Annotated in this window: 17 protein-coding genes and 1 tRNA gene; 16 read left to right on the top strand and 2 right to left on the bottom strand. The window is 41.2% G+C overall.

The window, feature by feature from the left end; all coding sequences use genetic code 11:
* Positions 1–65 precede the first annotated feature (65 nt).
* Positions 66–998, bottom strand: coding sequence for a glycosyltransferase family 2 protein (locus NYP65_RS03365; protein ID WP_115761722.1), 933 nt, complete (start codon positions 996–998; stop codon positions 66–68).
* 260 nt (positions 999–1,258) lie between these two features.
* Here NYP65_RS03365 and NYP65_RS03360 point away from each other — a divergent pair, with 260 nt between their 5' ends.
* The 13 genes from NYP65_RS03360 to rfbB all read left to right on the top strand — a co-directional run bounded on the left by NYP65_RS03360 (position 1,259) and on the right by rfbB (position 19,275).
* Entirely contained in the window at positions 1,259–3,100 is a 1,842-nt protein-coding gene (locus NYP65_RS03360; protein ID WP_115761723.1) for a phosphotransferase, read from the top strand.
* Between the two features lie 3 nt (positions 3,101–3,103).
* Positions 3,104–4,039: an EamA family transporter gene (locus NYP65_RS03355; protein ID WP_473410608.1), complete on the top strand. Its 936-nt coding sequence runs from the start codon at positions 3,104–3,106 to the stop codon at positions 4,037–4,039.
* 183 nt (positions 4,040–4,222) lie between these two features.
* Positions 4,223–5,365 carry a LicD family protein gene (locus NYP65_RS03350; RefSeq protein WP_101889736.1) on the top strand — a complete coding sequence of 381 codons (1,143 nt, stop codon included), beginning with the start codon at positions 4,223–4,225 and terminating at the stop codon, positions 5,363–5,365.
* Positions 5,366–5,433: 68 nt separating this feature from the next.
* A complete protein-coding gene (locus tag NYP65_RS03345) occupies positions 5,434–7,713 on the top strand; it encodes a hypothetical protein (protein ID WP_115761724.1) in 2,280 nt (759 codons plus the stop codon).
* Between the two features lie 82 nt (positions 7,714–7,795).
* Complete coding sequence (locus NYP65_RS03340; RefSeq protein WP_101889735.1) at positions 7,796–9,046, top strand: acyltransferase family protein; 1,251 nt, start codon at positions 7,796–7,798, stop codon at positions 9,044–9,046.
* A gap of 23 nt (positions 9,047–9,069) precedes the next feature.
* Positions 9,070–9,915: an ABC transporter permease gene (locus tag NYP65_RS03335; RefSeq protein WP_101889734.1), complete on the top strand. Its 846-nt coding sequence runs from the start codon at positions 9,070–9,072 to the stop codon at positions 9,913–9,915.
* Entirely contained in the window at positions 9,915–11,171 is a 1,257-nt protein-coding gene (locus NYP65_RS03330; protein WP_115761725.1) for an ABC transporter ATP-binding protein, read from the top strand. The genes NYP65_RS03335 and NYP65_RS03330 overlap by 1 nt, the downstream gene beginning before the upstream one ends.
* A gap of 77 nt (positions 11,172–11,248) precedes the next feature.
* Complete coding sequence (locus tag NYP65_RS03325; protein ID WP_473410607.1) at positions 11,249–13,027, top strand: glycosyltransferase; 1,779 nt, start codon at positions 11,249–11,251, stop codon at positions 13,025–13,027.
* Complete coding sequence (locus NYP65_RS03320; RefSeq protein WP_101889731.1) at positions 13,015–13,980, top strand: glycosyltransferase family 2 protein; 966 nt, start codon at positions 13,015–13,017, stop codon at positions 13,978–13,980. Before NYP65_RS03325 ends, NYP65_RS03320 begins: the two co-directional genes overlap by 13 nt.
* Positions 13,981–14,041: 61 nt before the next feature.
* Entirely contained in the window at positions 14,042–15,337 is a 1,296-nt protein-coding gene (locus NYP65_RS03315; protein ID WP_473410605.1) for a UDP-galactopyranose/dTDP-fucopyranose mutase family protein, read from the top strand.
* A gap of 22 nt (positions 15,338–15,359) precedes the next feature.
* Positions 15,360–17,258, top strand: a complete 1,899-nt coding sequence (locus NYP65_RS03310) for a hypothetical protein (protein WP_473410604.1) — start codon at positions 15,360–15,362, stop codon at positions 17,256–17,258.
* Between the two features lie 96 nt (positions 17,259–17,354).
* Positions 17,355–18,101, top strand: a complete 747-nt coding sequence (locus tag NYP65_RS03305) for an NUDIX hydrolase (RefSeq protein ID WP_101889728.1) — start codon at positions 17,355–17,357, stop codon at positions 18,099–18,101.
* An 82-nt stretch (positions 18,102–18,183) separates the two neighbouring features.
* Positions 18,184–19,275 carry a dTDP-glucose 4,6-dehydratase gene (rfbB, locus tag NYP65_RS03300; protein ID WP_101889727.1) on the top strand — a complete coding sequence of 364 codons (1,092 nt, stop codon included), beginning with the start codon at positions 18,184–18,186 and terminating at the stop codon, positions 19,273–19,275.
* A 73-nt stretch (positions 19,276–19,348) separates the two neighbouring features.
* Here the strand turns inward: rfbB and NYP65_RS03295 are convergent.
* Positions 19,349–19,433: transfer RNA gene (locus NYP65_RS03295), tRNA-Ser, on the bottom strand.
* Between the two features lie 616 nt (positions 19,434–20,049).
* Here NYP65_RS03295 and NYP65_RS03290 point away from each other — a divergent pair.
* The 3 genes from NYP65_RS03290 (at position 20,050) to NYP65_RS03280 (ending at position 22,518) form a co-directional block, all read left to right on the top strand.
* Positions 20,050–20,997, top strand: a complete 948-nt coding sequence (locus NYP65_RS03290; RefSeq protein ID WP_004129941.1) for a DMT family transporter — start codon at positions 20,050–20,052, stop codon at positions 20,995–20,997.
* An 11-nt stretch (positions 20,998–21,008) separates the two neighbouring features.
* Entirely contained in the window at positions 21,009–21,677 is a 669-nt protein-coding gene (locus tag NYP65_RS03285) for a tRNA (cytidine(34)-2'-O)-methyltransferase (RefSeq protein ID WP_473410781.1), read from the top strand.
* 64 nt (positions 21,678–21,741) lie between these two features.
* Positions 21,742–22,518, top strand: a complete 777-nt coding sequence (locus tag NYP65_RS03280) for a peptide ABC transporter permease (protein ID WP_473410603.1) — start codon at positions 21,742–21,744, stop codon at positions 22,516–22,518.
* Positions 22,519–22,667 lie beyond the last annotated feature (149 nt).

The following is a 22,667-nucleotide window of genomic DNA, read 5'->3' as shown; positions in this document are numbered from 1 at the left end:
TATTTTCTATTTATTTTCTATTTACTTTCTATTTACTTTCTATTTATTTTCTATTTACTTTCTATTTACTTTTTATTTCTTTTTAGATAATCAAATAGGTTAACTTGTTCAATAAATTGCTTGCGATCATTCTTAGCAAGAATGTCTAGTATTATTCCTGCAATAAACAGAAGCAATCCAGCTATAATCAGCATTACCGCGCCAATTAGCGTAGGGAAGCGTGTTACTAAATGTGTGCGCCAAAACTCTATAAATGGCAGCATGCATGCCCCTAATCCGCATAATGTGATTAGCACGCCTAGAGTGCCAAAAAATGGCATTGGTTTGTATTCGCGAATCATGTGGAAGATTGTGGAAAGTACGCGGATTCCGTCTCCAACAGTATCTAATTTGCTAACCGAGCCTTGCGGGCGATCCCTATATTGGATTGGCATTTCGTACAGCTTTAGATTGTTGTTAAGAGAATGAATTGTCATTTCTGTTTCAACTTCAAATCCTCGCGAAAGCACTGGGTATGTTTTTACAAATGTAAACGAAAAAGCGCGATATCCCGTCATTATATCTGTGACTTTTGCGCTAAAAAGTGTGTTGATTGCACCGCGCACTAGGCGATTTCCAAAGTTGTGGAATGGTCGCTTGTTTTCTTGAAAATATGTTGAGCTTAAGCGGTCTCCAATAACCATATCGTAGCCCTCAACGATTTTTGCAACCATTTTTGGAGCAGCTTCTGCTGGGTATGTGTCGTCGCCATCTGCCATTACGTATACGTCTGCATCTATGTCTTGGAACATTGCGCGTATAACATTGCCTTTACCTTGTCTTGGCTCTTTACGAACTACCGCTCCTGCTTTTTTGGCAATGCTAGCGGTTTCGTCTGTTGAATTATTGTCGTATACGTATATTGTTGCTTCTGGAAGTGCCGCCTTAAAGTCTTTAACAACTTTTTCAATGGTGATTGCCTCGTTATAGCACGGCAGCAACACTGCGACAGAAGTCATAATATATCCCTTCATAACGGTAAATGGCGTGTGCTTTGGGTTTTTAAACAACCTTTTTAGTTACTGGCACATCAATGTTATTTTACTCATTATTGTGGATTGTGCGCTTGTTTACAAAAGTTGCATGCTGCAAATAGTGTCAAATGTTCAAAATAAACTAATAATAATTATTTTTGAACACCTTTGTGTATGCTATACTAATGCAACAAAATGTATAGAGCCATCAGTATGCACATCGACTAGTGCATGGAGACACTGTTATGGAAGCATATTCAGCATTAACTCATAACGAATTTGCTGTAATATCAGCATTGCAACGTTTGCCAGGAAGTAATCAACGTACTATAGCTGAGCATACGAAGCTTTCATTAGGCACAGTCAATAGTGCGTTACGCGATGCTATTCAGCATGGGTTTGTTGTTAATGGTGAAGTTACAGCAAAAGGTCTTACAGTACTTGAACCGTATCGTGTACACAATGCTGTTATTATGGCAGCAGGGCTTTCATCACGTTTTTCTCCGATTTCTTACGAATTGCCAAAAGGTTTACTCACTGTGCGCGGCGAAGTACTTATTGAACGACAAATTCGTCAATTACAAGAGGCGGGAATTAACGATATTAGCGTAGTAGTTGGCTACAAGCAGGAACGATTCTTCTATTTGGAAGACAAGTTCACCAAGGGGCATTTTTCCGTAAAAATCGTGCCCAATAAGGAATATCGTTATCGCAACAACAACAGTTCAATCATGGCTGTTGCTCATCTTTTAAGTAACACGTATATTTGTTCTTCCGACAATTATTTTGACGAAAATCCTTTTGAACCATACGTGTGGAAGGCTTACTATTCTGCGCAATATCAGCAGGGCTGCACTAAAGAGTGGTGTATGAGTGTGGGTGCGCACGATCGCGTTACTTCGGTAACTATTGGTGGCAGCGATGCGTGGTACATGATTGGTCACGTGTATTTTGACAGTGAATTTTCGGCTAAGTTTGTGCGAATTTTGCGTGCGGAATATGATTTGCCGCAGACTGCTGGCAAGCTGTGGGAAGATATTTTGATTGAGCATTTAGATGAGCTTGATATGCGCATGCGCCGCTACGATCCTCCGATTATTCACGAGTTCGATTCGTTAGATGAGCTTCGCGAGTTTGATCCGCTGTTTTTGGAAAATGTTGACAGTGAAGTTTTTGACCGCATCGTTAAGGTGCTTGGTTGTAAGAAGACGGATATTCGCGACGTGTACCCGTTGAAAAATGGTTTGACGAATCTTTCTTGTCATTTTACGGTTGGCTCTAGCGAGTATGTGTACCGTCATCCAGGGGTTGGCACGGATGTGTTGGTGAATCGCAAGGCTGAGTATGAGGCTTTGCATGCGGCGCAGCGTCTCGGTTTGGATGGTACGTTGGTTATGGCTGATCCGAAGTGTGGTTGGAAAATTTCGCATTTTTTGAAAGACTGTCGTATTGCTGATTTTCACGATTCTTGCGATTTGCGCGAAGGTATGCGCCTGATTCGTAAGCTTCACAACAGTGGTGCTACGGTGAGTAGACGCTTCGATTTTTATAAGGAGTCTCAGCGTTATTTGCGCGATTTGTGCGCTCGTAGTGTTACATTGCCTGAGGGTGCTGACGCCTTGCTTAATAAGGTCGATTGGTTGTATGAGTGTGTGAGTAAAGATGCTTGTCAAAAAATTTGCTTGGCACACAACGATGTGTTGGGTGCGAATGTGCTTGTGGATGTTGCTGGATGCTACCATCTGATTGATTGGGAGTATGCTGGGATGTCAGATTATGCACAGGATTTAGGTACGTTGTGCGTGTCTGACGAACTTAATGAGCATGAGTTTGACGCGGTTTTAGTGGAGTATTTTGGGCGCAATCCTACTTGTGATGAGCGTCGTCATTGCATAGCATACGTTGGTTTTGCGGGGTGGTGTTGGTATTTGTGGTCGCTGGTAAAAGAGGCTGAGGGGGAGCCTGTAGGCGACTGTCGTTATTTGTATTACAGTTATGCGAAACGTTACATTAATCGCGCTTCGAGTGAATACGGTGCCAGATTTGCTAGTTCTGCCGAATCCTCAGGCTCTGTAGAAAAGGTGTGATTTATGAAATATTCCTTAATAAGCGGACTGTTTTGGGGAGTCGACACTGCTCTACTTGCGGTATTGGTTGCGTTATCTGTACACGGCTTAACGCCTTCTGCAGTATGGTATGTGGGTGTTGTTGGTGCTTGCGTTCACGACGTTGTGTGTGCTGTAATATTGTGGATTTATATGGTTTGTCGTTCAAAGTTGCGCGAAACTGTTGCTCTTTGTAAGCGCGTGAAATTGATTGTGCCTATTGTTTTGAGTTCGCTTCTTGGAGGCCCAATCGGTATGACTGGTTATGCTATTGCGGCAAGTAATATTGGCGCTGGTTACACTGCTGCGATTTCCGCACTGTATCCAGCTTTTGGCATAGTACTTTCTTCTATTGTGTTGCATGAACGTTTAAGTGCGTTGAAATACTGTGCTTTTACTGTAACACTTATTGCGGTAGGAGTGCTCGGGTACTGTTCTTACGCGGAATCTTCAATCGCAACTATCTTCTCTCCGGGCAGCATAGTCTTAGGTTTGATTGCGGCTATTTTTAGCGTTATCGGTTGGGGGAGTGAAGCTGTTGTTTGTGCTTGGGCTACAAGAAAGCAAAGCGTTGACGACGAAGTGATGCTGCACGTGCGCGAAACTGTTTCCGCGTTGTCGTACACTATAGTAATCATGCCTTTATGCACTTTGCTACCAGTTTTTCGCGTGTGTATAGATTCAATGTATTTGCTTGCGCTAGCGCTTTTTATCTCACTATTAGGCACAGCATCATACTTATGCTACTATCGCGGTATTGCAGAAGTTGGAGCAACCCGAGCTATGGCTGGAAATATTACTTATGCTGTGTGGAGCATGATTGCGGCAGCGTTGCTTTCTCAAACGATTCCTCCGCTTATTGCGTGGGCTTGTTGTGTAGTAATCATCGTTTGTACAATAGTTATTTCTTCTAAAAGTTGAACGACATATGTATTACTTATGTATTAAAAATATGCATTTTATATAAGAAAAATTTATTTGCATAGTAGAGATTCGCGTAACTTGCTTTTAGTAATATATTCGGAAAGTTTGCGGTAACATCAAGAGAGAGTATACCATATTGTTATATCGTGACTTACGTTGTGATAACGAGGAGCAGAAGATATGATTTCACGACTGCGTTGGCTAATAAGCAGACTTCCGGCATCAAGACGTTCTGTTGCTGATCTTCACATGCAGATTGTTACCATGCAAAATCAGTTGAACCAATTACAGCAGTGCGCAAATCAACAGTACTCAACGTTAGAAGATAACCAACACAAGATGCTGCAATCATTAGTCAATGAAATACGCACTAATCGTGAGCATGCGTCAACGATGTTTTGGGCGAATTATCAACAAGAAAATGAAGATGCATTAAGTGCACGTAAACGATTCTTTCTCAATCTGCCCAAAGCTACTGGCTCCATGCGACTAATACAGCGTGGTTGCGCAGCGTTATTTAATGAGTTTACGCAGATTGCAAACCAACATCATCTTCAATATTGGGCTGATTTTGGTACTCTACTCGGTTGTGTGCGTCATCGTGGGTTTATACCTTGGGACGACGATGTTGACTTAGGTATGACACGAGAGGATATTGATAAGCTGCTAATAATCTTGCGTGAGGATGACGCGTTGTGCGCGCGATACCGTGCGGTGCTCGTGTATGATCCGTACGCCTGTTGCCGTCAGCTGAGGTTCCGTTACGCGAATAATAGTAATCCTTGTTTTTTGGATATTTTCTTCTATGATTACGCGCCAAAATACACTGTTGAGCAGCAAGAATCTTTCGTGAAACTCCGCAATAATTTGCAGCAAACATTACAATCTCAACCATATTTCCAAGATTGGAAAAAACACGGTTATATAGAAAACGGCAATGAGCATACGCAAGATATTGAGCAAATATTCCAGCGCTACCAGCAACAAGCTGTACAACAAGGACTTATTGTAAATAAATCCGATGCCACAAGCATGGTGTACGGTCTTGATAATGTTGAAGCAGAAAACCTATATGCGATGCAATATAATGAAGTTTTTCCAACAAAAACAACAACATTTGAAAACTTTTCTGTAAATGTGCCGCAATGTGCAGAAAAAATCTTAGAACGTGCTTATGGCAATATTTATCAACTGCCGTCGGATATTATTACACACTTCCGTCATGTTGATTGTGAATCGTTGCATAGCAGCCATACTGACGATGTGATTGAGCAGGATATTCGTTCAAATCCGTATGTTGTCGATTGTGACAGACTTGAATAAGTTATGTAATGCTACAAAATGGTAACGCTAAGAATGGCAATAGTACGAAGGAATTAACAGGTGTGCATATGAGCGATACGAGCAATAGTAACGGTAATGCGACTGCTGTAAATGATGTGACGGCAGAAAGAGACGTAACGATGGCTGGTAGTGCAATAAGTAGTGTGCTACAGTGCGGTTGCAATTGTGCTCGCGCTACGCGTTCCATTTTACGACGTATATCGCTAATTATGCCGCTTATTATTGTGCTTCTTCTGGAGCTTGTATGGTTCAACTTTCCGGCAATCGAATCGGCAGGATTTAATCCAACTCCTGTTCAGAGCGTTTCACCTGGTGCTGGTTTGATTCGTCACGGCGACATGTACACAGTTACCAGCAAAAATAATCAATACATACAATTGCATTACGCTCAACCTTCTCAAATAAACAATATTTATGTCGATATGCGCTCGCCTCACACTCGCACACTCGATATTGCTGTGTATGTGTTGGATGGTGGCAACAGTACTTCCTATATTCAAGTTGCGTCTCAGCCAGTTACGTCGAATGTGAACGATACGAAATATGTGCGCGTGCATGCGGTTGATAAAGTTGCGGGCTTGCGTTTGAGCACGAAGCTTCAGAAAGGTGATTCTTTTACAATTGCTAACCTTGCGTTGAATCAGCGTAGACCGTTACATATTTCACTTGTTCGCGTCGTGATTTTGTTGCTGATCGCTTACGTTATATACGTGTTGGCTCCGCGTTCGCGCATTTATAAAGAAGCGCTTGATTTGCGCGTGCGCAAACAGCAGTTGTGGCTTGTTGCGTTAGTGCTAGTGCAGTGCGCAATACTTATTGGAGTAACGAAAGTTACTGGTACTCAACACATGTTTACTGCGGGGGTGTGTAATAACGGCGGCTTTATATGTGACGCAAACCAATACAATCACCTCGCCAACAGTCTGCTCAAAGGTCACCTGTACTTGGATCTGCCAGTTCCTGACTGGCTGCCAAATATGAGCAACCCCTACGACGCAGGCGCGCGCTATGCTATGTCAATAAAAACTGGTCAACCAACTTACTGGGACTATGCGTTCCACGGAAGCCACTACTTTACTTACTTCGGCGCAGTTCCCGCACTGTTACTTTTTGTGCCGTTCAAAGTACTTACTGGCCATGATTTGCGCACAGATTATGCCGTCGCCTTCTTTGCCGTCGCTTTCGCAATTGCTTCACTGTATCTTATGGTGCAATTACTTCGACGCTTCTTCCCAAAGCGATCCTTCGGTTTCCTCGTGCTGTCGCATCTCATTATGCTCATGTCTAGCGGAGTGCTAATCCAGGCGTATCTGCCGCAAATCTACTCGCTTCCTATGCTGTCATCATTGTGTTTCACCTGCTTAGGACTGGGATTGTGGCTACAAGCGAGAACTACTCAAGATATTCTTTCTGAAACCCCGTACTTACGGAAGTCGCTACTCATTCTGGGAGCAGTATGTATTGCGCTGAACCTAGGGTGTAGGCCGCAATTTATTCTGTCATCGCTGTTTGCTTTCGTAATTTTTAAGGAAGAAATCGTAAAGTATCGTCTATTTTTTGCTTTCAAACGAAGCAGCTTAATCAATACGATATGCGTAATCGCACCAATGATTCTTATAGGCTTATCCGCCTGCTGGTACAACTACGCGCGTTTCGGTTCGCCACTAGATTTTGGTGCAACCTACAATCTCACTGGTTTTGACATGGTTCACCGCTCCTACTCTTGGGCGCGAATCCCATGGGGAGTATGGATGTACCTGTTCCAGCCGATTACTATTACGCCAGTCTTTCCGTTTATGGAACAATCCGTGCTGCCATCAATGTTCCACGGGCAAATCATTATGGAGCCATTCTTTGGCGGCTTACTCGCTTACTCTCCTGTATGTGCAGCCGTAGTGTTGTACCCTGCGGTAAAGCAACAATTACGTAAAAAGCAGCTCGCTGGATTCTTTACGCTCGGCTTAACGTTAGCAATACTGCTTATGGTATTAGACGCGGAAGTAGTAGGAATTTCCAGCAGGTACTTTAGTGATTTTGGATGGCTGCTAGCGTTGTGTGCAATTATGGTGATTGCAAGTCTTGTAGACAAAGTCTCGTCTTGCGTACACATGGTTGACGCTCATTCTGGTTGTGTCAACGAACCAGACGAGGAGTTTACTTCGCAAACCAACTTTAAATTAATGCATAAAGTATTGATTATTCTGGTGATTTCCAGCGTTGGCTTGTGTTCATTAAACCTACTTGCCAACGGACGATACTCGGACCTTCAAGGCACTAGGCCTAGTATATACAGAAGTATTGAATCCTGGTTCTCGCCACTTATGTAAAAAACGAATAAGTTGCAATTTAGTTACTATTGGTAAATTACAATTTAAATAATTTGAAGAAGAAAATTTTGAAGAAGAAAATATGGTAGTAGAACAAAAACAACCAGTGCAAGAAGTAGTGTCTTCTGCACAAGCTCAAGTGACATTACAATCGAGCAAAGGATCGCAAAATTGCTTGCAAAAAGACCTGCAAGTTGAAGTTTTGCGAATTATTGCAATGCTTATGATTGTGGCCTGCCACATGATCATACATTTGAACATTCGCGCGCACAGTTTCAATATGGAACTTTTGCCAGCTCCAGGCTTGCGTTCAGCACTTAAATTCTTAGTCGTACAATATGGTCAAGTTGGTGTCTCAATCTTCTTTATTATTTCCGGCTACTTTTTATGTCGCAAAACCTTCCGCTACCGACGCGTTTTTGCAGCGTGGGCGCAAATGTTCTTATACTGCATTATCGTGCTGGCGGTAACCTTCATAGCGGACTGCTTTGGCTTACTTCCAGAAAATTTAAGCAACTTACTTCACGGAAAAGAACTTGCCTACACGCTGTTGTGGAATGTGACGCCATTTACCTATCGAAGCTACTGGTTCATGAGTGCGTACTTAATCATGCTTATGTTCATGCCTTTTATAAACATTCTTATAAGTCATATGACTCAGCGCGATCATGCTATGCTGCTGGTACTTCTTGCGTCAATCTCACTTATTCCGCTATATTTTGGCAAAAATTATACTTGGAATGACATTATTTACGCAATTTTTGGATATTTAGCCGGAGCTTTTATTGCGCAGTACGGTAGCGGAATAAAAAAACTTACTACAAAGCGACTTTGTGCTTGCGTAGTAATATCTACCGCCCTTATGCTCGCTTTCGACTATGTTGCTTCGTCCGGGAATAAGTTTGTGCGAGTTCTTACGTGGGATCAGCAGGTTCACGGCGGCATTGGAATACTGCCAATGATTATTGCAATGTGTATTTTCATTCTTGTACACCGAATGAATATGCTGCGAATTAAAGGACTAGCAAGAACCGTAATTTTGCGCGTTTCCAGAGCAACTTTCGGAGTGTACCTTCTTCACGAGCACATGTTTATTTTTGTAGCGTTGTGGACGTTTGTGGCGTGGATGCTTCCTACAACTTCCTCAAGCGCACTCATAGTGCTACTTTACGCGATTACTTTAATTTGTACGTACGCAGCACTTTCAGTTGTGGCAGTTGTAATAGATCTTGTTATTAAACCACTTTCTAACAGAATTGCGCTAACGTTGGAGCATGTCGCCAATTGCGTATGTTCTGTGTACAAAACGGATTCACAATCCAAAATGGAGTAACTAACTGATAAAATATATATCTTGTGAAAAACATTGTAGATAAGTTGCGCGCAAGATACCACTATTCGTGGGTGGTTCTTAAAGAATTGGTAAAAACAGACTTTAAGTTGCGCTATCAAGGCTCCTTCTTGGGTGTTGCGTGGTCGGTTTTGCGCCCACTCATGCTGTTTTGTGTAATGTATGCAGTTTTTGCAAAGTTTTTGCGAATGTCGGATGGCACGCCAACCTATCCAGTTGTGCTTTTGCTTGGCATTAGCGCATGGCAGTTCTTTGGTGAGGCCACTTCGATTGGTTTGCGTGCGGTGGTAGACCGTGGAGATTTGCTGCGTAAAATCCATTTTCCTAACTACATTGTGGTGGTTTCGGCAACTGTTGGAGCGTTAATCAGCTTTGCAATAAATCTTGTTGTTGTTATTATTTTTGCAATATGCTCGGGTGTTCAATTTACATGGTGGTTGCTGCTAGTGCCGCTTAATTGTATTCAACTTTACGTGCTTGCGCTAGGAATAACCCTGCTTCTTTCTACAATGTACGTGTATTTTAGAGATATTGCACATTTGTGGGATGTTGTTCAACAAGTGCTGTTTTACTCAATGCCAATTATTTACCCTCTAAGCATGGTGATTGGTAATAACTCTTTAGGAAGATGGGGAACGGTTATTGCAAAAGTGCAGTTACTTAACCCTATTGCACAATGTATTCAAGATTTGCGCCACAATCTTGTAGCTCCTTTAACTCAGCCTACTGTTTGGAATCTTGTTGGATCTCCGCTATTAATGATGGTTCCAGTAGTGCTAACTGTACTTTTGTGCGTACTTGGCGTATACACGTTCCGCAAGTGCAATCGCAAGTTTGCTGAGGTGATGTAATGAGCGAAGTCAATTTAGAAAATACTAAAGAAGACGATTCTCGTCCAGTTGTGCTTTCTGTTGATCATGTTGGAAAATATTTTAAGCTGCCAACCGAGCAGGCAAGTGGTCTAAAGCAGGCGTTTATTAATTGGACGCGCGGAATTAAAGGATACAAAGAACAGCATGTTCTGCGCGATATTAATTTTAAAGTGCGCAAAGGCGACTTCTTTGGCATAGTTGGCCGCAATGGAAGCGGAAAGTCCACTTTGCTTAAGCTTATTTCTGGAATCTACGTTTCAGATTCTGGCAGAATAAGCGTAAATGGCAAATTAGTGCCATTTATTGAGCTTGGAGTGGGATTTAATCCAGAATTAACTGGTCGCGAAAACGTGTTTTTAAACGGCGCATTGCTAGGATTTACAAGCGCGCAAATTGAAAACATGTATGACGATATTGTTCGTTTTGCAGAACTCGAAGAGTTTATGGATCAAAAACTTAAAAACTATTCTTCGGGCATGCAGGTGCGTTTAGCTTTTTCTGTAGCAATTCAAGCTCAGGGAGATATTCTTGTTCTAGACGAAGTTCTTGCAGTTGGAGATGAGGCTTTCCAGCGCAAATGTGATGCGTATTTTGCAAAAGTCAAAAAAGATGCTAACAAAACAGTTATTCTTGTTACTCACGATATGAATGCTGTAAAGAAATATTGCAATAAAGCAGTTCTTATTAAAGATGGCGAAGTTATTGTTAGCGGAGATAAAGACGACGTTGCAAATCGTTATACTCTGGAAAATCTTTCCAACAAAAAGAACAACAATAGTGCTGACGGATATTCTATCGGCTTAAACAAGCGTGTACCGTTTATGCGCATTGTACCAATTAGCAAGCAGCTGCTCAACTGTAATGAAACATTCCGTTTTGCTGTAGAATACGAGTTCAACGAACCTGGAAAATACTTTATAGCTGTGGCAATGCACGATATAAAGCGTGGTGGAATTGCGTATGACACTGGTGGAGACACCATTGAGTTAGAAGGTGAAGGTCGTCAGCGTGCTGAATTTGAAGTGCCGCTTAAAATCTTAAATAATGGCGAATTTAAGCTCGTAGCCTCCTTGCGCACAAGGAGCGCGACGGATCCAGACGACACCGACATGATCGCGTTTACTAACGACAATAATTCGTGCATGTTTGCTGTAAGAGATAGTCGAAACCGTGAGTATGCGCTCTTAAATGACAATGCTATGACTTTCACTTGCTTAAAGCATTATAAATGTTAGCCTTATTTGTAGTTAGCTTACACGTATTTAACAAAGACTTATAACAAAAAACAAGCTAAAATTAAGGGTATTTGGGAATGAATCTTTTTAAAGTAGATGAAAAAGCAAAGCAGTTTATAGACTCTTTAAGCGAGCGCCAACGCAGGCTTATTGTGGGCGCTATAAACTATCATTCACTAACTGCACCGTCTAGAACTTTGCAATATCAAGTTTACATGGGTCAAAAATGGCAGTATCCGCGATTGGCTGATTTTTCAGTTTTTAATGGCGTTTGTACAAAAAGCGCTGGATTAAAGCCGATTTTTACTTTTAGCGCTCAGTCAACTGTTACAACGCAAAGCGAATATACAAAAGAAATCTGGAATGAAGGAAAACTTATACAAGACAATGACATTAGGTATCTTTTGCTAACTCCAGATGATGCAACAGACGACGATGTTATGAATTATTGCAAATCCGATACTTTAAAGCAGAGGATTTATAAAGAGTGCGAGCTTTACGCGCCTTCAGCCTTTGACATTGTTAGAGAGGCGTTGCGAAGAAAGCGTGAGTATGATTCAAAAAAGTCTGTTTTAGCGTACAATCCTTGGAATCAAAAGCTGTTTGAAGGAGTTGCAAATAGTAGTCAGCGAAGTGCTGCTAAGAGTGGAAAAGATTGCTTTAAAAATCTAGATAATAAAAATCTAAATAATGCTAGCAAAACTAATGGTGTTCCTAATTTTCTAGAGTGTGTTCCGCCTGCTAAAAGAGTTGAAGGCGCTAAAAAGGCTGTTATTATTGGCGTGCACTGGCTTCAGGCTGGCGGCGCAGAAAGATGGGCTGTAGAAACTATAAGAATAGCCAAAAAAGCTGGTTTCTTGCCGATTGTTATTGCGGATCGAGATAGTCACCATCCGTGGATTACAAAAGATTTTTGTGATGATGCTCTTATCTTGCCGCTTACTCCTCCTGCTAAAGAATGTTGGGGAGATGTTCCACTTTTAAGATCATTGTTTGAACAGTTTGATATTAGGGGCATTGCAATCCACCATTGCCAGTGGATTTATGACCACATTTGGTGGGTTAAAAAATTCTTCCCAAATACGCATATTGTTGATTCTCTTCATATTGTGGAATATATAAATCGAGGCGGTTATCCTCATGAGGCTTTAACTCACGATAATTGGATTGACTTGCATCATGTTATTTCTCCGCAACTAGAAAATTGGCTGCATAATGTGCATGGAATTGAATCGTCCAAGATTATAGACGCTCCTCTTATTGGTCTTACTACTAGCAAGAGCTGCAGTTGCGTATCGTCTAGAAAAAATAAGAATACTATAAACGTTGCGTTTGTGGGAAGAGTCGCAAGGCAAAAGCGCCCTGAGGCATTTGTTCTTGTTGCAAAAGCTTTAAACAAAAAGTATCCAGGAAAATTCCACTTTATTTTGCATGGAGATGGCGATTTAGATACTTTTGTAACAGAGCTTATATCTAGATATCATCTTGAAAATGTTATTGAGCGCAGGTCTATGAGTGTCCCAGCGCAAAAAACTTACGATGATGCCGACGTGCTTTTAATAAGTTCGGTAAACGAAGGGATTACTCTTACAACCATTGAGGCGTTGTCTTGCGGAGTCCCAGTTCTTTCAACAAACGTTGGCTCGCAAAAAACGGTTATTCCGTCTTACGCGCTATTGCCAAGAATGACGTCTAGTTTTGTTAAAGCATCTGTAAAAGAATTGTGCAAAATACTAGAAGACGATTCGTATCGTTCACTATTGTGGAAGGAAGAAGTTAATAATTTGAGTCTGTTTGCAAAACTCGAATCTGCCGAAACGTTATTCACTAAGTTATTCGAAGAATGGAGCAAGTAATGTTGGACGCCAGCAAAACAAAAGATAGCATCAATGTTGCGGCTGTTGTAGTGACTTTTAACAGGTTAGAAAAATTAAAAACGGTATTAGAGTCGTTGCAGTCCCAAACGCGTGTTCCAGATCAGTTGATTATTGTTAACAATGCTTCCACAGACGGCACTGCAAAATATTTGGAAGAATTTGCTCGCGATTTTTCTATGAAAGATAGGATTAATCTTAATGTTGTTACTCTGCCAGAAAACGTTGGCGGAGCGGGTGGATTTTCTGCAGGCATGCGCAAGGGCTATGAGTTGGGCGCCGATTTTGTTTGGATTTTTGACGATGACGGCTACCCACAGCCTAAAGCTCTAGAGAATTTACTTAATGGCTTTAACAGTGCGGTTGATCAGCTTGGCCCAGATGTTCCATACGCCTGCTCAATGGTTAAGTTTGTGGATGGGTCAATCTGCGAAATGAACAATCCTGTTCCAACTTGGGATTGGGGTAGACTTATTGCTAAGGGCTTTAATAATCTTGTTATGGTAACAAGCTGCTCGTTTGTTTCCGTTCTTATACCTCGTTGGGTTATGGAAAAGTATGGATTGCCATTTAAAGAGTACTTTATTTGGTTTGACGATGCGGAATATACTTTGCGCATAACTCGCGTATGCCCAGGCGTGCAAGTGCTAGATAGCGTGATTGTACACGATATGGGAGCAAACAAGGGCGTAAACTTTACGATGATTGATCAAAAAAACGCGTGGAAATTTGCATACGGAGTGCGAAATCAGGCGTCTTACAGGCTTCACCACGAAGGCAAAGCAAAGTATTTGCTGTTCTGCGCAAATGTGATTAGGCAAATGAGGCGTGGCCGTGTTGAGCGCAATCTTAAGATTAGAATGATTAAGCAAATGCTTAAAGCAATCAGTTTTAATCCAAAAGTGGATTTTCCGCAAAATAAACAAGCCAATTAAACAGAATAAATAAGCCAAGCAAAACGTATTACAGGAAAGCAACTTATTACAGGAAAGCAAAATGAGCGAAAATAATAATGCAAAGTCTAATGCAAATTCTAATGCAAAGTCGCAAGAATACCCAGATTTAGTAGTTGTTGGAGCAGGATTGTTCGGCTTAACCGTAGCGCAGCAAGCGGCAGAACGCGCTGGCGCTCGCGTTGAGATTATTGACGTGCGTAATCACATTGGCGGCAACGCTTACTCGTATTTTGACGAGCGCACGGGAATTGAAATTCACAAGTATGGCGCGCATCTTTTCCACACAAGCAACAAGCGCGTGTGGGACTATGTGAACCGCTTTACAACGTTTACTAACTACGTGCATCGCGTTTATGCAACTCACAATGGCGAAGTGTATTCGTTGCCAATCAACTTGGGTACAATTAACCAATTTTTCCACGCGCACTACACTCCAGAAGAAGCAAAGGCGCTTATTGCAAGCCAAGCAGGGGAGTTTGCTGGTAAAGATCCGCAAAATCTAAACGATAAAGGTATTAGCCTAATTGGGCGCCCGCTTTACGAGGCGTTTATTAAGAATTACACGGCAAAACAGTGGCAAACGGATCCTTCTAAGCTGCCTGCTGGAATTATTAAGCGCTTGCCTGTGCGATTTAACTACAATAATCGCTACTTTAAAGACACTTGGGAAGGCTTGCCAACGGATGGCTACACGGCTTGGATGCAGCGCATGATTGATAATCCGCTAATTCATGTTTCGCTTGGCGTGGACTTTTTCGACGAGTCTCAGCTGTTTAACAAGCGCGCGCTGGCGGAAGCTGGAGTGCCAGTGGTTTATACGGGGCCAGTGGATAGGTATTTTGACTACGCGCTTGGCGAGTTAAAGTGGCGTACTGTTGACTTTAAAGAGGTGCGTTATAAGGAGAATGACCACTTTGGCTGCCCTGTTATGAACTATTCAGATGCGGATGTTCCGTTTACGCGCGCGATTGAGTTTAAAAACTTTAATCCAGAGCGTGGGGAAGTTGGCGTGGATGCTGGCGATGCTGGCGTGGATGCTAGCGGAAATGCTGATTTTGTGCCAGGCAAAAGCGTTAAATCAGGGGAAACTGTTGTTTGGCAAGAGTATTCGCGCGCTGCAACTCGCGATGATGAGCCTTATTACCCTGTAAACACCGAGGAAGATAAGGCTTTGTATGCGCAATATTCTCAGCTTGCTGCAGCAGAGGCGCGCACTGTTTTTGGCGGAAGGCTTGGTACGTACAGCTACTACGACATGCACAATGTAATTGACATGGCGTTAAACGCTTACGAATCGCAAGTTGCGCCTTTGCTTGATTCTTCTGCCAATTTGTAATATTCGTTTTTATAATAGGAATATGTTACATGATTCTAAGAAAGCAGATGAGTCTAAAGAGCTGATACAAAAAACTCGTATGACAACTGTTTCTAATTTTGATTCCACAGAGCAAGCAACTGTGTGGAGCGATATTGTAAAACAGATTAATTCTGATTCTTGGAATAATAAAGATATTAGTGAATCTAAAAATAATGTAGTTAGTTTTGACAATTTGTGGATTGGCAATAAAACAAACTACAAAGTGCATTCACTTTTACATAGATACCCTAAAATACGTAATTATTTTGCTGGAATAATTCGCACTGCTTATTTGTATTCTCCGCATATTCTAATTACTGACGCAGAGCTTTTTGATGGCATATTTTTCCTACTCTTTGGTCCAAAAGATATTGCAGATATGTTGACTAATGTAGTAGAGCAAGATGATTCTAACGATTCTAGTGGGTTTAATGATTCATTTTCGTATAGCCGTAATCCTTCAATAATTATTCGAGGAAGAGGAAATAATATATTTGAATCATTCCTCAGTTTTTTCACTGTTAAAAATGTTAAAAATGTTAAAGAAGACAATGGCTTGGAAAATGGCTTGGAAAATGGCTTGGAAAATGGCTTGGAAAATGGTGAAAATTCTTATAGGCTAAGACCGTTAAAATATTGCATTTTTGGTAAAACATTATCAAAAGAGACTGTAGAAAATAATCCAGATATTTGTAAAAAACTAACCCATAATCTAAATATTGCTAAAGGTGATGTTTCTTTAGATTGCGTTAAAAAACAAGTGCAATCGGTAGCGGATGCGTTTGAGGAAATTTTTGAAAAACATGATTTAGGTAAAGATGGATCAAAATCCTGTGGTAAATATGATTTTCTTGCGCAAAGATGGTATGAGTGGATTGAGGCTTGTGAAAATGGCTTAGTAAAATACGAGAAGAACGAAAATTTTGAAAAATTTAAAGGTATTTTTGTATCTCTTGCTGAAAAAAATTCAAAAATCATATTAAACGCATGTAAAGAAGAAGCCATAAGGCTTAGTGCATTGCAAAAGATTAGTGCGAATAAAGGTCATTCTAAAAGTAGTAATACCTTGATGGAGCAGTATAAGTTTTTTGAAGATATTATTTTAAAACTTGTAAATCCTGAATACTGTGGTCGTTCAAAAGCTTTTAATTTTATTGATGAGGAAAGTAAAAGATTAGAAGATTTTAATAAAGTCATACTTGAATCTACTGCTAAAAATAATGCGGTGGAAGATGAATCATTAGATTCTAATTCCAAAACGAATAAATATTGCACTCAAAAAATGCTTAAAGATTGGTATCAGTTTGTTTATTTAAGAGCAATATCAATGACGCTTGATGCATATATGACAACTGTAAATGCTAAAGAAAATTCATATGCTCAAGTTGCATACAAATATGATGCCAATAGCGGTAAAAAATTGGCAGATGGCCATAAATCGATTTTTAATTTTTATTGCAAATGTAATCCAAAAGAATCAATTGCGTTAGCTGGAGAAATTACATCTGTTATAGGCGGAATGCCTAATTCTGTATTTGCTAATTTTTGTTATAAGTCGCAAACGGCTATAAAAAAGTGGCGCGCATGTGGCCCGCAAACATCATTTAAAAAACAGAAGAAATATGGATTAAACATTGCTTATTTAGTTGATAAAGCTAAAGAAGATGATGATATTGAAAAAGATAGAAAAGACATTTTTAAAGGCTTTATCGGCGTTGTTTTGTTTGCTTTTATATCTGTATTATGCGACAAGGCTTTGTTTAACGATAGTTCGATTCCAGTGTATTTTATTATTTTGATTAGCTGGATTGTTTCAATCCTTCCAGAAGCGTTAAATATGTTTAACTGGATAAAGCGTACTCATACAGCGTGTAAAACAATCGTGTTCTTTGCGTCTTAATGATTATGCGCTGTTGGAATCGAATTTGTATTGTAAGTGGTTTATATCTGCTGCTAGAAAAATAAGAAAGTAATTATCAATTAGTTGGTGATAAATATGAGTGAGAATATTGACTCGTTAATTAATGGTAAAAATATTATTGACGATGAGCCTCCGCTTATACTAGAAGGTGATCAAAAAGTTATATATCGAGATGAAAAAAGTGCTGATTTTACAGTTAATTGCCAAAATGTAACTGTGCGCAAAGGCGGCAAAAAGCTTCGCATGTATACTGTTTCTACGGCTAATAAAGTTACTGGTGCGGTTTGTGTTGTTAGCAGAAAATCCAAAGATAAATGTTCTACGAGCAATGATGTTTTACAAAGTTCTAGTGACGTTAATCAAAGTGCGCACAATAGTTTAATAAACAATAATGAATATTTGCTTGCGCGTCATTGGCGTATTAGCACAAAAAAATGGCATTGGGAATTTCCTCGTGGAATGGGAATGTTGGGCGAAAATCCTGTGGAAACTGCATTGCGTGAATTGCGTGAAGAAACGGGTATAAAAAATTATTCACATGTTACTATTTTGCAGAAAATTTATGCCGATACGGGAATTATTTGTGGAGATATTGCTGTTGCGGATATTTCAATTCCTTGCGCTAAAGAAGAGGCTGGGGAAGTCTCTGGCGAAGGTGCGAAAATAGACGCCGAAAAAAACTTCGAAACCGATTGGGAATTAAGTAATTTATACTGGTTTTCTTTCGATGAGATTGTAAATATGATTAAAAATAACAAAATCGACGATGGGATTACTTTAGCTGCGTGGTGTATTTACTGCAACAATAATTTGCCGCAATAATAAACGGTAATTTTATTAGGCTGATTGTTGATTTAAAGATTGTTGATTTAAAGTTTAAACGTGGCTAAAAGGTGTTGTAGAGATGTGTGCCAACAGTAAAAAGCATAGTGAATTTTGCCCGTCACACATACTGGTTACGGGCGGTGCTGGATTTATAGGATCAAATTTTGTGCATTATATTGCAAAATATCATCCAGATGTTGCTGTTAGCGTGCTTGATTCACTTACATATGCTGGCAATATAAATAATTTGCGCGGGCTGCCTGGTGATTTTAAAAACAAGCGTTATGCTTTTATCCATGGCGATGTTCGTGATTCTAATTTAGTTGATCAATTGCTTAATCCTAGTTCTTTGCATAAAACTGATTCGGGTAATGCTTTGCCTGCAATAGATGCGATTGTGCATTTTGCTGCAGAATCACACAACGATAATGCGATTGAATACTTTGATCCTTTTATGAGCACAAACATTTATGGCACATACGTGTTGCTTAATTCTGCTCGAAAATATGATATTCGTTTTCATCATGTAAGCACAGACGAAGTGTATGGAGATTTGCTGCTAAATAGTCGCGAGCGTTTTAACGAAAATAGTCCGTACAGGCCATCAAGTCCATATTCTGCAAGTAAAGCAGCTAGTGATCATTTAGTTCGCGCATGGTGCAGAACGTACGGATTGAGAGCAACTATTTCTAACAGTGGCAATAATTATGGCCCTCGTCAGCATATTGAAAAGTTTATTCCTCGTCAAATTACAAACATAATCTGCAATATGCCTGTAAAACTTTATGGTAAAGGCGATTCTGTGCGAGATTGGATTTATGTTGAAGATAATTGCGATGCGATTTGGCAAGTGCTGGTTCGTGGAACAATTTGTGAAACATACATTATTGGAGCGCAGTGCGAGATGAATAATATAAGTCTGTTAAAAATGCTGCTAACAATAATGGGTAAGACTGAGTCGTGCATAATGAATGTTAATGAGCGACCTGGGGAAGATAAGCGTTATGCGCTTGATGCGTCTAAAATACGCACGCAACTTGGGTGGAGCGCTAAGCATTTAGATATGCGGCAGAATCTACAAGAGACAATTGACTGGTATGCTGCAAACGTTGATTTGTGGGAGCCAATAAAAAACCAGGTTGAGCAGCATTACGCCGCTTCTGGGCATTAAGACGAGGCCGGGGCGTTTTTGGGTAATCGGCATGAAAAAAGGGCTTCTAGCGATTGGCTAGAAACCCTACTCGCGGAGAATACGAGATTCGAACTCGTGAGGCTGTTACACCAACACGCTTTCCAAGCGTGCGCCATAGACCACTAGGCGAATTCTCCACATCAATCATTGCGCTAAACACACAACGAAAGACAACTTAAATAAGATAACATAGTGTGCGGATAATGCAAAATCGCGCGTTGCGCGACGACCTGCCTTTTCGCTTAAAGCGTAGCGCGAATCGACGATTTCGAGCTGCATAATGCGCGAGAAATCACCTCGATTCGCTGAGCCGCTCAAACGTAAAGTCCAGTGGACTTTACATGCCAAATCAGCCGAGCGGCTACTAATAGCTGCGCGCGCCAACCTGCCGGAGCGCTTGAAGCGTAGCGCGCGAAGGCAATTTTGCGCGCTGAGCAGCTCAAGACAGAAGCACTGCTTCTGCGCTGCGAAGACGTGAGCGCAGCTAATCTGCGCGAGCGACATAGCGCGCTGTAACGCGCGAGCGACATTTTTAACGTTTTTGCGATTCTTAAATCACCTCAATAGATTTATTGCACATACAATCCTTGCAATTGCGTGTTGTCGATTATGTGCGTGTTGTTGATTATATGATAGTGTAGATTTTTCATATGTAGTAAGCGATTTGCGATTTGTGATTTGCGACTTACTACAGATGTGCAAAACTACAGGATTATTATCAAATACAGGATTTAAGTTTAGAAGGTGTTTAGCATGGATGTTGGTTTTGTAAAGAATATCCAAAAAATAAAGCCTAAAAAGACAAATCCTGCAGTTGATCATAGTCCGCGCACAATGATGATTGGCATAATCTTAACAATTCTTGGCGGAGCGCTTTGGGGCACAAACGCTACAGTTTCTAAGATTCTAATGTCTAAATACCTTGTAAGTCCGCTGCAAATCGCGTGCGTTCGTCAGCTTGCTGCAGGCGTGCTATTCGTAATTGTTGCCTCAATTGTTAATCGCAAGCAACTCGTTGGCGCATTAAGCACAAAAAAATCATGGCCAATGCTAGTCGTAACAGGTATTGTGTGCGTGCTTTTAACGCAAGTTGCGTATCTTTTTACAATCGACTGGACTAACTCTGGAACAGCTACCGTTTTGCAAAGCCTCAATCTTCTTTTTGTGCTTGTTTACGTGTGTTTGCGGTCAAAAAGAACTCCGACTTTGCGCGAAAACATTGGTGTTTTGCTTGCGTTTGCAGGAACTGCGCTTATGGCAACGGGTGGCAATTTTAGCTCGCTTTCACTGCCGTTGATGGGACTTTTGTGGGGATTAGCGGATGCTGCGAGTACGGCGGCGCTTGCGATTATGCCAGTCAAATTGATTGCAAAATGGGGAAATCTTACTGTAAACGGAATCACGTTTATTATTGCAGGTCTTATTATGCTGCCATTTGTGAAGCCATGGCAAACAATGCCTCCTTTGGATTTGAGCGCGTATTTGCTGTTTACTTTTACTATTGTTGGCGGAACTTTTGGCGCATATTGGATGTTTTTGGCTGGCATTATGCGAGTTGGATCTGTGCGCGGAACGCTTTTGGGCGCGAGCGAGCCTGTTATGGCTGCAATCACGGCTGTTGTATTTACTGGAGCTGTGTTCTCGTGGGCTGATTTTGCAGGATTTGCGCTTATTTTTATTATGATGATTTTATTGAGGTGATTATGACGAATATGCAAGATGCACAAAACACGGATTTACAAAATCCAGATGCGCAAAACCCAGTCAATCGAGTAGAGCAGATGTATGAGTACGGCTACCGAAAGTCAAACTACGGCCCAGACGAGCTTGTAACAGACGCGCACGGAAATCCAATCAGCGTTATGGATGCCATGCTAAGCGCGCAAGATGCAAGCACTGCGCAAACTCAAACTCCGCACTTGTGCTTCTATTCGCCTAGAATCCCAGGAAACACAGGATCTGCGATTCGCCTTTGCGCTGTAACGGGCACAATTTTGCATCTTGTAGAGCCGCTTGGATTTAATCTTCAAGACACAAAGCTTCGTCGCGCGGGTCTTGATTATCACGATATGGCACACGTTGTTATGCATCCGAATTTTGAAAACCTTGTTGAGTCAATGCCAAATTCTCGCATAATTGCGTTTACTGCAAACGCCACAAAACTTTACACAGATGTTGAGTATAAGCCGAACGATATTTTGCTTTTTGGACCAGAGCCAGGAGATATTCCAGACCCAATGGATATTATGGCAGGCTCGCATGTTGCGGAACAGGTTCGCTTGCCAATGCGACCTTCGCTTAGAAGCTTAAATCTTACGAATTGCGCATCAATCGCCATTTATGAGGCGTGGCGTCAGCTTGGATTTGAGGGCGGAAAATAGTAATAAATAGCTAGAAATCGCCATAAATAGCCAAAAATAGTCTTAAAACTACTCATGCATTACAATGGTTAATATGCCTGTGTTAAAACGTAAACCTAAGCGGAAGATTAGTGCTGCGCGCCGCCGCATGTACATTCGCCGCCGAATCGTAGTTTGCGTGGGGCTGCTGGCTGTTTTAGCATTCTGCATTTTTTGCATAGTCAGCATTTTTAAGGGCATTAGCGCAATCGGAACCGCTATAAACAAACATTCAGACGTTACTCTATCTAAACAGCTTGTGCCAGATCCAAGGCCTGTTGGAGTCATAAAAAAATGCAGTGCAAAAGACGTTAGAATTGAGCTATCTGCTGCATCTCAGGCGGTTCCAATGGGTGGAACTTTAGAGTTTAATGCTCACATTGTTTACGAAGGCGACGATTCGTGCAGGATTGACGCTTCGAGCGGAAGAATGGTGTTGAATATAGGCCAAAGTGCAGGCGATTCATCGCAAGCTGCTGGCGATTCTTCTGGCGCAAAAGGCGATAAGTCAAATAAGTCAAATAAGCAAAATAAGTCGAATCAGTCGAATAAGTCGAAAGACAAGTCTGCACAAACAGTTGTTCCGCAATGGCAATCAGATATGTGCGTAATTCCACTCAAGCCGCTACTTATGGCAAAAGGCGATTCGTACGATAAAAAGTTTACTTGGAATGCAAACGCTACGATTGGCACGCCAAGTGGAGAAAATTGCGCGAATGACTCCGATTTGCCTAAAGTTTCGCGCGGAACGTATATTGCGCAAATAGAGCATAAAGACGTAGCAGGGTTGCAAAGCAATCCCGTGGTTATTTCTGTTCGCTAGTGCCTACATAAATGACGATAAAAAGTCGAAGCGAAGGGGTAAAATCGTTTCTTTGTACACGGTGTGTCATATAGCGGGCATACTCAAGGAACCGAAGAAGGCGCCCGCAAACCCAAAATCGTTGATTTTAAGCGCGTTTGCTGCGATTT

The sequence above is a fragment of the Gardnerella sp. c12Ub_1 genome (assembly GCF_055804375.1).
The sequence above is the reverse complement of the archived record's forward strand: the minus strand, read 5'-3'. Positions and strand labels throughout refer to the sequence as shown.